General features: G+C 38.2%; 6 protein-coding genes. 2 read left to right on the top strand and 4 right to left on the bottom strand.

Features of this window, described 5'->3' with window-relative positions:
• Positions 1 to 80 precede the first annotated feature (80 nt).
• Both FHK89_RS13095 and FHK89_RS13090 read right to left on the bottom strand, forming a co-directional pair.
• Entirely contained in the window at positions 81 to 2,369 is a 2,289-nt protein-coding gene (locus tag FHK89_RS13095) for a hypothetical protein (RefSeq protein WP_230661147.1), read from the bottom strand.
• Between the two features lie 50 nt (positions 2,370 to 2,419).
• Entirely contained in the window at positions 2,420 to 5,260 is a 2,841-nt protein-coding gene (locus tag FHK89_RS13090) for a hypothetical protein (RefSeq protein ID WP_230661144.1), read from the bottom strand.
• Between the two features lie 246 nt (positions 5,261 to 5,506).
• Here FHK89_RS13090 and FHK89_RS13085 point away from each other — a divergent pair, with 246 nt between their 5' ends.
• Positions 5,507 to 6,247 carry a hypothetical protein gene (locus FHK89_RS13085; RefSeq protein ID WP_230661141.1) on the top strand — a complete coding sequence of 247 codons (741 nt, stop codon included), beginning with the start codon at positions 5,507 to 5,509 and terminating at the stop codon, positions 6,245 to 6,247.
• A gap of 155 nt (positions 6,248 to 6,402) precedes the next feature.
• A complete protein-coding gene (locus FHK89_RS13080) occupies positions 6,403 to 6,960 on the top strand; it encodes a hypoxanthine-guanine phosphoribosyltransferase (RefSeq protein ID WP_230661138.1) in 558 nt (185 codons plus the stop codon).
• Positions 6,961 to 6,992: 32 nt separating this feature from the next.
• Here the strand turns inward: FHK89_RS13080 and recD are convergent, their stop codons facing one another.
• Both recD and FHK89_RS13070 read right to left on the bottom strand, forming a co-directional pair.
• Entirely contained in the window at positions 6,993 to 9,641 is a 2,649-nt protein-coding gene (recD, locus tag FHK89_RS13075; protein WP_230661135.1) for an exodeoxyribonuclease V subunit alpha, read from the bottom strand.
• Positions 9,642 to 9,701: 60 nt separating this feature from the next.
• Positions 9,702 to 14,288, bottom strand: coding sequence for a UvrD-helicase domain-containing protein (locus FHK89_RS13070; RefSeq protein ID WP_230661132.1), 4,587 nt, complete (start codon positions 14,286 to 14,288; stop codon positions 9,702 to 9,704).
• Positions 14,289 to 14,292: the final 4 nt, after the last annotated feature.

The following is a 14,292-nucleotide window of genomic DNA, read 5'->3' as shown; positions in this document are numbered from 1 at the left end:
TTTGCCCTAATACTCCTTCTATATCTGATAGGCACATTTATTTCCAGTTTGGTTATATATCCTGACAGTATGATGGATGGTTATTGCTTAGCGTCATTGTCTATATCAATTGTGCTAATAGTCGCCGTTTCTGTAATATCTGTATGACTGACTGCTTCGTCATTAACTTCCTCTATAACAGCGGTGTCATCTGTTTCATACTCATCTTCAGCATCGTCATATTCATCATAATCTGAACCTGAATATCTACTATATGTACCAAATAGCATACGACCAAAAGCCGCACCCTCACCTTTTTGATAGCGTTTTTGTAGCGTTTTAATGTAGTCTATAATATCCACACTATTACTATCATTAGGGGTTTGCACATCATTGGGTAAATTGGGAAATGCTTTGCTTTGATACGTTGGTGTCGAGAATTTAGTGAGTGCTGTTACAACTTCACCTTCACCATTGTCTTTTGTTGCAGAATAATTATCTTTGGATTTAAGACGTTGTTGATAACGCCACCACAATAACTTACCTTGATTATCAAACCCATATTGTTGTAAGACTTTGGTTTGCGTATCAAAAGGCTCATCGTCTACTGATACTGATTCATCCGAGTTTGTATCTGATTCTGTAGCCAAGTCCTCAACTAAATCATCATTCATATCTTTTTGCGTATCACTACTACTTCTTTCTTGGCAATTAGCAGCTTCCTTCTGGGCTTCTTGGATAGCTTTTCGTGCCTCATTAATGGATTCATCAAGATTCTTTTCCTCTTTCATTACTCCTACTTTGGCTTTTATCATTTGCAAATAGCCTGAAACCACATCTTTTGTGGTAAATAAAGGCTTCTCTTCTTTACTGTCTTTACTATCTTTGCTTGCTGACGCATCATCAGCGACCACTTCTTCTGGTGTCATCGTAGCATCATTACTGTTATCTTGTTCTGCTTCTGCTTCTGCTTCTGCTTCTGCTTCTGCTTCTGCGGCATCACCATCATTGCCACCATATTCATCAAACATATCAGGATATTGACTATTTAGCGTCTCATATAAATGCTGATAAAATACTTGCTTACTATCTTTGATGTCCATGATAGTTTGTCGATGTTCGATGGCATAATCCGCTGTTAAATCTGCCATGATATGATCACTATCAAGTGAACTTAAAGTATTTGCTGTCACAGGTGATATATAAGAAAAATTTTCGTCCGCTTCACTTTGTAATTGTGCTTCTATAGCACCAAGGTAGGCTTTGATAAAATCCTTACTAAATCCAGCAGGTAAACTGCCATCATTTAATGACAGTTTTAACCATTTATTTTTCCATGTCAGTCCTAGTTGGTCATCAAAATATTGTGAAGTAAGTGCTGCAAAACTATCTGCCCAAAAGTAGATTTCACCACGGCGGATATCAATATAAATTGGTTGATTTATTGAAGCGGCTAGGTTACGAGACTGATAACTCATCATTGGTAACAAGGTAAATTTCCCAGTTAAGGGACGATAAATGCCAGATATCTTACCTGTTGCAGGTTGTAATAAATATGCATCAAATAAAGTGGCTTTTTTAGCTGCCACAGCCGTATGTTGATTATCATAATTTGGCATAAACTCCTCTATACTCTCTTTAGAGTCAGAGTCAGAGTCAGAGTCAGAGTCAGAGTCAGAGTCAGGCTCGTCGCTGCTTTCTATAATCACCATCTCTAAATCACCACTTTCATCTGCCGTATCTACATCTGTATTACTTGCATCAACATCATCTTCATCTGTTCTATACCATGACTCATATTGTCGCTTTTCTTCTTCTAAAGACCAAGTTTCATAAGCGGTGTAGCATTCAATATATTGTTGCTTAATGGTCTCAAGTCTTTGGGTATAAGCATTACTCACACCTGTATCCATTGCATTGATTAGCTCTTTGCTATTGATGCCTGCATTTTGTGCGTCACTGAGCACTTTGGCATACGCATTATCATGCACATGCTCACAATGCTCACTACGACTCTCAGCATTTGCAAGTTGTTCTGGGGTAGCATTGGCAAGCGCATCTCGACGATTGCCATTACTAATCTTTATATCTGTTTGATAACTAAATGATTTTTTGAGCATTGCGTGCAATTGTTGATTCAGCTTGACTTTGGCAGCATGTCCTTGATTTTGCCCTACTTCACTATCATTATTTGTTGATGTTACAGATAAATAAGGTGCATTGCTTGTAGCAGGTGTGGACTGGCAGCCCATCAGGGTAGCTACGCCAGATAATATAATGGCTTTACTAAGTAGACTCAATCTTGGCATTATCTCAGTGAATGCTTTGGTTTGGCTATTTAAATGGCGATCAATAGTAGCAAGTTTATTTTTTTGCATGTTTTTTTTCATGGTGAAACCAACGCTGTGTATGTGTATGTTTTGCTATATATAAGCATTTCTTAATATTGTTGCTCTTTAGGTATTGTATACTCGTCTATATTTTCAGAACTTTCATCACTGGGCGTAATAACCGTCGTTTCTTCAATATCAATCGTATCTGTAGAGACTGCAATGGCTTGTGTATTACTTTGCTCAGTATCATTACTATTCGCATCTTTATCTATATCTTCATTGTCATCATAATCGTCATCGTAATTTGCATAATCATCATAAAGTTGTGCATATTTATCTTCAAAATTTGGCAAATCATAACTGTATCTGGCATAACGTCCTTCATCTTTTAGTGCTTGTTTGGCATCCAAAGATTTTTTCCACTTATTACCATTGATACTTTGTCGATTATCAAAGAATAACTCGTTTAATTGCTTGGCATAAGGTGACGCATTAAATGCTGCTTTATCAAATCGAGTTTGCGATACAATACTATTGTTAGTCTGTGATAAATAACTAGAAACGTCTGTTTTATTTTGCTTGGCAATTAAATGTCCACTGGCATCAAAATAAAAATAATTAAATTGGTCAAAGCTGATTGGGGCAACTGCCTCTATTACCTGCAACATACTGCCCACATCTTTTGCTTGAAAGCCTTGGTTATAAACAAGCCAATTATCAATTTTTTGTTTTAGCTCAGAATGATTAGCAAATTCATTGGGGTGCTTATCAATATAGTTTTTAAGATCATAGCTAAGGTGTTTGAGAATTTTACCCAGTAATTCACCACTTTGCTTACTGCCTAAATACAGTTTGATACCACGAGTTGCGCCTACTTGCTGTGCAAAGGTATCATTTTGCAAATCTATATCCGTAAAGTATTCTGGATTTAAAGTATCCAAACCCTGTTGAATGGCTTTTAAAAAAGACTGCTGAAAAACACCGACAGGAATTTTACTCATTTCCTCTGGTAGCTCAAAAGTTACCACTTTCCCAGTAATCTCATCTGGAGTTGGCGTGTTCTCAGGTGACATCATTGCCATGACCGGCATCATTGCTGCGGGATCTAAAGTGACTTTGGCTTGTTTAAAGTTAAACTCAACAGGCATCTGCAAAGAGAGTTTTAATGTTGGTGTATCAAAATCATAGCTATAAACACTGGTAAGCATTTGTTGATTAGGTTGATAACGACTTACAGCATGAATCACTAAAGGATGGTAGGCATAATAATTTTTGGCATCAATTTGTTGTGGCGTATTTTGGTTTAGACCAAACAGCATATTTAATGCTGACATACCTTTAATACCACCTAATCCGCCTATAGGAAAACGTGATGATGCTAAAATATCCGCCAAATTTTCATCTTCAATATTACTATCACCTGCAACGCCTGCTGCTTCTTGTGCTTTCATTTCACGATAATCAGCCAAAAAGCTTTGAAAGTCTAAATTTGCCAAATCATGTTCAAACTTTTCATCACCAGAAGCATACTCAGGTTCATACTCATCAACCTCATATTCCCCTTCAACATTGATGGCTTCAGCTTCATCATCTGTCAAGATATCCTCATTTTCTGCTTCTGCTGCTTCTATCGTTTCTGTCTCTAATTCTGTATCCAACGCATCGTCAGCATCTGAATTGAGATTATTTTGCGCTCTATAATCGCAATCATTGTATTTATTATAATAAAGCGAGGCATGAGCAGCAGGCTTAGTCGCAAAGGTTTGACCAGCAGCATCAAGATTTTGATGCCCATCAAATAGCTGTTCGGCACATTGTAGTTGTGCCAATTTAATATCTAATGATTCCTTGCTGCTATAGTCAAGGTAATAAATGGGTTCTAAGTCAGCTTTGAGGTGGTTATTGTGATAACATACCGCATAGGTTTGATAGATGCTGTCATATTCATCATAATTAATAGATTGATTACTGCGTTGTGGACTGAGCAGGCTATTGATTTGCTGATGAAAGGTAGCAGAACAGTTATGTTGACCATCAATATATTGTGTTTGATAACCAATGGCCGCATCTATTGTCTTTTTATACTTTTTGTTGACCGTGCTTGTGCATTCATCATAGGTGGTTTTTAATTTAGTAATGCGCTTATCATTGATATCAATATTAGGCTCAACTTCTAGTAATTCATCTAAATCGATAGAATAAGAAGTTAAACAATCATCATAGCTTGATGTGTAATAATATATATTATCACTATTATCCTGATAATCATCTGTGAGTATGATTTCTTTACTTACATCATAGCCCTCATAAGGCAATGTCCCTGCGACTTCATCATCATAGCGTAAGTATGTATCAATACTGTCATCTGCAAGATAATCCTCTTCGCTACGATAAGGAGTTCTTTCTTCTGTATCTGTTTCATAACCATCATCTGCATCACCATCACCATACTTTTGTCGTTGAAACTCACGCACCTTTAGAAAAGTTTTAAATAAACTATCATCATTGGTTTCAATATCATCAACACCCACATACGGGCTGGCATGATAACGTAACTGGGTTACAGATGTGTGTTCGCTATTAAGATGCTCATTGATGGCAGATAATAAAAAATCTTTGGCGCGTTGGGCACTGCTTGATTGATTCTTATCAATATTAAACAATTGAATATCTTCAACATTGGTCGCATTGGCAGATACTATCGGGGTGGTCTGAGACGAATTAACACCTGTTGTGCTTTGACAGCCTGCCAGCATGGCTAAATTTGTACTGATGATGCTAATAACCAATAATTTTGGGGATTTTTTGGTTATACTCGTATGACTATTGGTAGTGACATGAGTAATAGAGATATGAGAATTAGCAGTTTGGTGAGGTTTGGATAACTGATGTTTGGATAATCCTAGCCAATTTTTTACTTTATTTTTTTTTACTTTATTTAAAGACATTCTAGGCACCGATGATAAACAGATAAACAACTGATATGGACTGGACGTTTTGTTGCTATATATACATTTAATCTCATTGAGATATAACATTGAGATATAATTATGTCACAAGCTTATTATAAAACTACCCATATAATACCAAACATTTCATAAACTTGTTGCAACTTATCTTTATCAAAATACATACCTGCTACCCTCTTTAAATTTGATTTTTTTTAAACAAGCTGATAATGACTAAGGAAAAATATGGCTTATTATTTTGGGTTTATACCTTCCGAGCAACTAAATACTATGATTGATGAAGCGGATAATATCATTCACGGTGAGATAAAGACGGACTATTATCCTTATCGCAATGCCTTAACGCAACAAATCGCCAGAGAACTTATTGATAATTTATTGGTCAATCTCATTAGTGTGATACCCAACCCTGAGCGTAAAGAAACCATGCAAAAGATAGTGGGTAGTGTTGAGAGTGCGACAGAATCTTTGCTTAAGGTGCTATTGGGTAAAGATGATAATCAAGCAGTCATGGCAAGTTATTATTTTTTAAAAGATGAATCCATGTTTATTGATACCCAAGGCAACCGTCGTATTGGCTTTAAGCTAGAAGATAACACAGCACAGCAAATACTTACTGGCTTTGATGCTATTGGAGCTGATTGTACTGATAACAAGCAGTCAAAATCCGAACCATCTCATAATAAAACTGAGCAACAGCAACAAGCAGAGAGTAAGCAATTTAAAAATGCACTGGAAACCATGAATGATGCCCTGTTGACTCATTTTATCAATCGCTTTACCAAAACCCTGCCATTAGGGATATTTAAACGCAATGTCATTCCCGTGGCACGCTCTGGTATTAATGCTGGTCTTGGTATCGCTATCAATAAGTTGTTACCACAACTACCACCAGAAGCCTTACAAAGGCTGGTGAGTTTTTATCGTCCGTTTATTGTTCACTTAGATGACTCGTTGGACGAATAGTGTTTTTTTATTTGCTGATACTATCGTACGATTAATCACTACTGCCGATATTACTAATATCACAGTTCACAGTTGTATAAAAAATTAAGCAGAAGTAACATAGCTAACATAAATCTTGTTACAATAGATGGCTCAATTTTTCTTTGGTATAACACATGACTCAACTTAGCAATCAAGAAATAGAAAAAACCCTGCGCAACTCTGAATGTTTGGTGAGTAGCCTTGAAGTAGCAGCAGCTTATGAACGCTTGGCAGCTCAGATTAATTTGCATTATGCAGGCATGAATGCCATTGTTATGGTGGTAATGAATGGTGGATTAATTCCTGCAGGTCAATTATTGACTCATTTAACGTTTTATCATCGTATGAGCTATGTTCATGCCACTCGTTATCGTGATAATGAGGGTACTAATGAGTTGTGCTGGAAATTTAAGCCTGATGTCAATATTGAAGGTGAACATGTATTACTCATTGATGACATTTTTGATGAAGGCATTACCCTAAAAGCAGTTGTAGAAGAACTAAAAAAAGAAAATCCTGCTTCCCTAAAATGCTGCGTACTATTAAACAAAATTCATGAACGTAAAGTAACCGATTTTAATGTCGATTTTGTGGGTCTAGAAGTCGCTGACCGTTATGTGTATGGCTGTGGCATGGATTTTCATGGTTACTTGCGTCACATGCCTGGTATTTATGCGATTAAAGAAGATTAATATTAATATTAATGCGTTTAAAAATGCGTATTTTACAATGATTTTTCTTTTGCAAAATGCAACGCCAGTCCTGTTTGGCGTTGCGTCTTTTGTGTCACTGCCTGCCTAAATAAAGCAGGTGTACTATAAATATCCACCTGTTTTTTGGCACGAGTAATGGCAGTATAAATTAGCTCTTGACTCAATAAACGCTGATGTGCAATATCAATAGCAACTGCTACTTTATCAAACTCTGAGCCTTGAGATTTGTGGATAGTCATGGCGTAGGCAGTGGTAATGGCTTCTTCACTCAATCTATTAATTGCTACTGGTAATACCCTTGTCTCAAACCAAACTTTGAGCTGCCCTCTTCCTTTTCCTCTTTTTTGTTGCTTATCTTGATGATTAAAATCTTCATTTATTTCTATGCTATTTTCATACAAACAAATGCCTATATCACCATTAAATAATCCCAGTTCATAATCATTAGCTAATAGCATGATGGGTCTACCGTGATACCAAGGACTGTCTGATAAGGGTAGTTCTAAATATTGTCGATGAGCTGTGGTTAATATTTGATTGATGTTAAGGTCACCAAGTTGTCCGTTGTGACCTGCACAGAGTATTCGAAATTGATTAAATTTAGCAAAAATCTGTTGTAAATTTTGTTTATTAGCAATGTCGTTATTTTTAATTTGGTCTGTATTTTGCGATGTGTTTTCTTTGTTAATAATTTGATGGGTAATTTTGAAGTAATTTTGAAAGTTGTTTTCTAGTTTTTTTAGTGATTTTTGAATGCTTAGGCTATTTTTTATTAGATAATCTGATTGTTTTGCTTGTGCATCACTATCTATACCCTCTATGTTCTCTACATTATTAATATTGATTGGGTAAAAATTTAGCTCATTGGCATTTGCGATGATGTTTTGTACTTTTTGAAATTTATTGCTATTTTGAGCTTGATTAATAATTGATGCAAGTTGTCCAATACCAGAATGTGTATCAAAACGGCGACTCTGTGTTAAGGCAATATGATATGGCGTAAGATAAGAAATTTGACACAAATCTGATAATACCGCGCCTGCATCAACAGCCGCCAGTTGATTGGCATCACCCAACAAGATTAAACGAGCGTGCGGTTTGATGGCTGCGACCAGATGATTGGCAAGCTCGACTCCAAGCATTGATGCTTCATCTATTACCACCACATCATACGGCAATGGATTATCTTGATGATATCGAGGCACACCATCAATACCAATACCTAACAGACGGTGTATGGTTTGTGCATTTTCTAATACCAAAGCCAACTCTGCATTCTCTGCATTGTCACTAAGCGCATTTTGCAACGATTCTTGCATTCTTTGTGCCGCTTTACCTGTTGGCGCTGCCAGCGCCAGACTTGGTAGCTCACTACCCTGCTTATTATCATTATTTTTTAGCGGTTGTATCTCTTCTTTATTTGTAGAGGTGGATAAGGGTTTAAATAATGCTAAAACAATTTGCGCCACTGTGTATGTCTTACCTGTACCAGGACCACCTGTAATGATACTAAAAGCAGAATTTGATGCCAGTTTAATGGCAGCAATTTGTTTTTCTTGTAAGACACCTTGTAATGACTGGATATCTATATTTAAGTGTGGTAGTGATTGGGTACAAATACGCTGTATATGATGGGCTAATAGGTATTCTGCTGTCCATGTGCGATGTAACCATAAAATACAAGGATTGTTTGTTTTAATATTTGCTTCAGTACTTGGTTTAGTCGTTATTTGTGTGACTATAAATGGTGTATTGATGTTGTTGAGATTGTGATTTTTATGGTGTTGGTTGTGATAAAAGTATAGCCAGTTTAGTCGATTTGAGGTTGTTTGTTTTTGGTCTGATGGGTGTTGTGATAGATATTGAATAAGTTTACTTAGGCTATTTTCAACACCAATATGCAAAGCATTAAACTGCTGACAAAAATATTTATAATGTTGATATAAATCATAAATTTGCTGCATTTGTGCTTTTTCACTGATACTTACATAACTACCACTTAATAGTTGCTGCCATAATGGATTATCAACGATATGACTTGATTTGTTAGTAATAACGCCCCGCCATTTCTGCTGCTGCTTGTCAGTCATATTGGTTATTTTACCCAACTTGGCAGGCTCACTAAGTAAAGCCAAAACGTTCATCATAGGCGTATCTTGTACTGTACGCTCTTGCGCTTGTATCGGCTGCCGACTGATGACAAGCTGTTGTAAATATGTCAGTACCGGCATAATCAATGTTGTTTGCCAATGTTGCCAGCCAAAATGTGCTTCTATTTGCTGTATAAAAGTGGTTAATGCTAGGGCATTGGTATGATGGGCGTCATTTTCTAGAATCAATACGGTATGCCCTGCCGCTAGCTGGTCATTGAGTGCAATGAGCAAAACACCAAACAAGGTATCCGCTGCATTGACTACTGTCTGATATGCAGCATGTTCAGTATACTCAGGGTATGTAGGCTGTGGCTCGGATAACGGCTGACTTTGGCTTACTTGCTGCGTCCTTAAGTAAGCGTTTTGGGTTTGCCTTTGCCGTAATAAAATATAATGTGCCATATAAATACTACGACTAATGCTCGCCAAGCTATTATTAAGCTGAGTGCTTGACACTGCTTTTGTAGCATTTGTAGAGAGATTGACAGATAAAGCTGATGACATCATGTCTATATTTCCATAATTATAATAAAGAAGACTAAATTTGGATAGCAGATAGATACCAAGCTAAGCACTACCAGCATAGCCAAACACATCATCTAATGCATAAATTAATTCAATGGGTATGAGCCAAACAATGCGCCCAAGACTGGCAAGCTGTGGCTCATGCTCAGTAATTTCAGCGGGTACATCGGTTGCACCACGTAAAAATAAATACTCTACCCCACCTAAATACTTCTCTTCATTTCCTGTATAGTCTTTAAGACGCATTTTTAAGTAGCGGTGTAATGCCAACTGGTAAATGGCGGCTTGTAACCAATAGCCTGCATGTTGCATGGTATTTGTAAGATTGGTTTGATTATAATTGCTTAGGCTATTTCCTAAATGATTGGACTTATAATCAACAATATAATATTTGCCTGCCTGCTCATAGACCAAGTCTATCTCACCACGTAAAAACCGATATAAATAATGCTGTCCTTGTTCTTCATGAGCGCGTAAATGAATGTGTTTATCAAGCTCATTCGGCAAATACTGTCTAAAAATAGTATTGAGCTGCTCAGGTTCAAAGTCAGGCTTGAGGCTCATATTAAAACCCATCTCTGCCAGTCGTTTATTATCCTCAATTTGTGCCAATGCTTTACCTGATGCTAATAATGGGGCATGTAATACATCATTAATCCAGCAGCATAACTGTTCATGAGCTAAAGTGACGTCCGTTTCTTGAGGGATTGGGGTTGGAGTTAAGGTTGCTGAGGTTGTATCCGTTGTTGCTTTTTTGCGGCTTGGGCTGGCATATTCATTAGGCAGATGATACAGCATCAACGCCTTATCAATCACTTGTGACCACTGTTTTGGTATCCTGTCTGTAGAGGTGGGCAAATTCGGTTGATAGCTAGCAGAAAAATCAATGTGTTCAAAAATATGATGCAAAAAACTACCTGCATTTGCTCCCTTAACAAAAGTAAAACGAATGTGTTGCTCAGGATATAAGGTAAAATACTGCTGCGCTTGAGTAAATTGAGCCTGCTGTATAAAATCAAACGCACCTGCCTGCCCCAGCAACATGTCGTCCATGCCCCCTTTTTCAGCAAAACCACTGTCATTAATTGCCAAATCTTGCCGCTGCTCAGATAGGCTACGTGCCAGTGCTGTAAAGCTGGTTTTACTCCACCCTTGAAAGCTCTTTTTTTGCATCATGTCATATACAGGTTGATAATCAATCACATGCTCTGATGTGACCAAACTTGTGTCAGTCGTACTAAGTGTTGGTTGTGACTCTAAATTTAATGACTCCGTGGCAACAGGTGGTGATAATTGGGTATAATTAATAATGGTTTCACCACTAATTGCTGCCACTTGAGTATGCAGCCTGTCAGGTATGGTATAACGCTCATGGCTGTGTAGCCAATGCTTCATTGGTGTAAATTTATATTTTGCAGCATGGACTTGTTCGATAGAAAGTTTTTGATTAGTGCCTGTCTCTTTATCATCAGCCACCAAGATATACAACTGCTCACTGGCACGAGTAAATGCCACATAGCCCAACCGCTTAAACTCACCTAAGTTATTATCCTGCTCTATGGCAGCATAATCCATGGGTGCGGTTACTGTTGTTGTACCTACCTGCTGTGCCACAGGAGATAGGCGACGCTGCCATAATGATGGGTCAGATTCACCATTATCATAAAGATATAGCGGATATTTGCCACGCGCACCTTTTGCACTGTCGTCCATACCAAGTACATAAACAATGGGAAACTCCAGCCCTTTAGATTTATGAATGGTCATCATCTGCACCCCATTTTGACTGCCGATGGGTTGCTGTACTGCCCATTCTTGTAGCGGCAAATTGCCAAGCTGCTGCTTAAGCCAGTCAATAATCTGATACTCTCGCATGCCCATAACTTGCTGTGCCAAAATGTCTAATAATTGACGCAAATCAACCAACAACCGCTCACCATCAATCTGACTCGACAAATACTCCCAAACACTGGCATGGCTAACATGTTCAGGAAGATGTGTTGATTTTGCAAGTTGCTGTAATTGGCTATTGAGTGTTTGTTGGCTCAATAACTGCTGCAAAGCCGATAAAATACCATAACGCTGCCAACTGCGTCCTAGATTGCGAAAGTGCTGCTGATAAAGATTATAAGCCTGTTCAGCGCCTTGCTCACCAGCCGTCATGGCATTTAGCTCAACCATTGTTAAACCAAAAAAACGACTCATCAAGGCTCGATTTAACACAGCCGTACGGTATGGCATCATCATTGCCTCTAATATGGCGACCAAATCAATTGCCATGGCTGTGGCAAAAATACTCACTTCAGCAATTTTATTGGTGGCAATATCGAGTCGCCTCAGCTCAGACTCTGCTTGTTTGAGTTGGTGTTTTTTTGCGCCTAATACCGCAATATCATTGGCAGTAATGCGCCTACCATCAATGGTATGAGAGGACTGTAGCGTATGGGCAATATGCTGTGCCAATACCTTATAAATATCATGGGCATCAGAATTTTTCTTATCACTAGGATAGCTAACTTGTAGTACAGTGACAGCGGTTTTGCTAAATATATTTGTATTTGTGCTATCACCATTTTGTGGCGACTGTGACGAATGTTGTGCCTTATTTTCTAGCTTATCAGAACATTCATTATTGAGCGGTTGCTGCCATGACAAAGAGGATAGCTGCCGATGTGCCGTGATATGGCGATAATAAATTTTATCACCCAGTTCAGCCAGTAGGCAGGTTGCCTCACTGTCATCACTGTCACCATTCTTCTGACTATTCTGACTATCCTCACTATTATCTGTATCTGCGCCATCAGCATCAGCACAGTCAAACCAATGGTTAAGTGCCTCAATCAAACGTGCGTTTGAGCGACGATTAACATCTAATGTCATGATTTGTTCATTATTAAAACGCTGTTTAAGCACGTTATAGTTAGCAACATCACCCCCTCGAAATCCGTAAATGGCTTGCTTAGGGTCACCAACCAATAGTACAAATCCCTTATTTTTATCATTATTATCGTTATTCGTCTTATTACTATGACTAAGATAAATCGCCTCAATCATGGCGGCTTGTTCACCATTGATATCTTGTGATTCATCAACCAATGCCACAGGATAATGATGGCGAATATATTGCGCCAACTGTCTACCTTGTACCCCTGATAACGCCTCATTTAGTCGAGCCATCTGTAGCGAAAAAGTCGTTTCATGACGTGCTTCTAAAATTGCAGGCAGTTTACGACGCACGGTTAAGGCAATATGCCGATTGAGTTTGTAAATAAGCATATCTAATTTGTGCTCAAGCTCTTTAGATAACGCTAAATACTGCTTGATATCAATAATGACAGGCAACTGATTAAAATCAATATTTTTATCTTTATGCGGTGCATAAAACTGACTGCCAATATTATCAGTCTTTTGAAGTGCTTCACATAACTTGCTAGCATAATTATCTGCCATAATACTGTTATAAGCATAGATGCCTTGCTGTTGCAGCATCTCAATAATGGTCACCCATGCAAAACTATTATTCTTTAATTGTGATCTTGACTTGGTCGTCTCATGATAAATCCCTTTTTCTGTTAAATAATCATCGGCTTGATGATGGTTATCGATGATGCGAGCAATCAGTTGTTCATAGGCAGCAAAATCAAAATTGACGGCAAAATCACTGATTTTTTGCTCAGTCAAACTCTGACCATCTGCCATAGTTAGTATATTCATATTGTGCAGCAAATCAGCCACAGGTTGTGGTTTATCTGCTGCCTTGCTATCAATGGCAGCAATGGTATCAATGCTGTTAGTACCTTTAACATCAGCCTTATCACTTATAGGATCACATATAAGATCAATGGGTGCTTGCAAAAAGCTGAGGGCACGATTGACCGCATGACGATGATCACTGATACCAGTCAAATGCTGATTTGCCTGTAGCATCTGATAAATTATTGGATAATTATGATATTGTTCGCTTTGAAATGCGCGCAGTTCATCGTGAATAATGGTGTCGATAATATCTGACTCATCTTCACTAATTTGCATGCCCTTTTGAAAACCTGTCTCACTGCTGTATTCAATCAACCATTTTTGCGCCAAGCTATCGAGTGTACCGACAAACATTTTATCAAGCGTGGTCAATGCTGTTGCTGTGCGCTTAATCGCCACCTGCAAGGGCTGATGACCTTCATCATCTAATAAAAGCCATATCAGATGCCAATTTACAGGATCTTCCAAAGATTCTGCCATACCAGCAAGTTTTGCTTGTGCCAATAACCACTGTTTACGATGAGTCAGACAGTCATCATCACTGTCTTGATCTTGCTCCCCCTCATTTGTTATCTGCTCAACACCAGCAGAGTATAAATAAGCTAAATTTTCAGCTCGACTTCGCAGTAAGTTAACCCACTGTGCCAATTGATAAAAATCTAATAATCGCGCACGAATGCGCTCACGCATCTCTGCTGCCGCTGCACGTGTAAAAGTGGTGGCAATGATGTGTTCACTAGGACGACCCGCTTCAATTAATAAACGCAGCACAATACCTGTCAGCGTCCATGTTTTGCCAGTACCCGCAGACGCTTCTATTAAATAGCGACCTTTAAGCCCAATTTTTACCGCAGGCGTTTGATCATCTATCATTGCT

Origin of the sequence: Psychrobacter sp. I-STPA10 (genome assembly GCF_021012795.1) — a bacterium.
Taxonomy (GTDB): domain Bacteria; phylum Pseudomonadota; class Gammaproteobacteria; order Pseudomonadales; family Moraxellaceae; genus Psychrobacter.
Note: the sequence above shows the minus strand (reverse complement) of the source record. Positions and strands in the feature narration are given on the sequence as shown.

Excerpts from the sequence above, each read along its gene's own strand:
- FHK89_RS13095 (WP_230661147.1), bottom strand. The coding sequence starts at position 2,369 with ATGAAAAAAAACATGCAAAAAAATAAACTTGCTACTATTGATCGCCAT.
- FHK89_RS13090 (WP_230661144.1), bottom strand. The coding sequence starts at position 5,260 with ATGTCTTTAAATAAAGTAAAAAAAAATAAAGTAAAAAATTGGCTAGGA.
- FHK89_RS13085 (WP_230661141.1), top strand. The coding sequence starts at position 5,507 with ATGGCTTATTATTTTGGGTTTATACCTTCCGAGCAACTAAATACTATG.
- FHK89_RS13080 (WP_230661138.1), top strand. The coding sequence starts at position 6,403 with ATGACTCAACTTAGCAATCAAGAAATAGAAAAAACCCTGCGCAACTCT.
- recD (WP_230661135.1), bottom strand. The coding sequence starts at position 9,641 with ATGATGTCATCAGCTTTATCTGTCAATCTCTCTACAAATGCTACAAAA.
- FHK89_RS13070 (WP_230661132.1), bottom strand. The coding sequence starts at position 14,288 with ATGATAGATGATCAAACGCCTGCGGTAAAAATTGGGCTTAAAGGTCGC.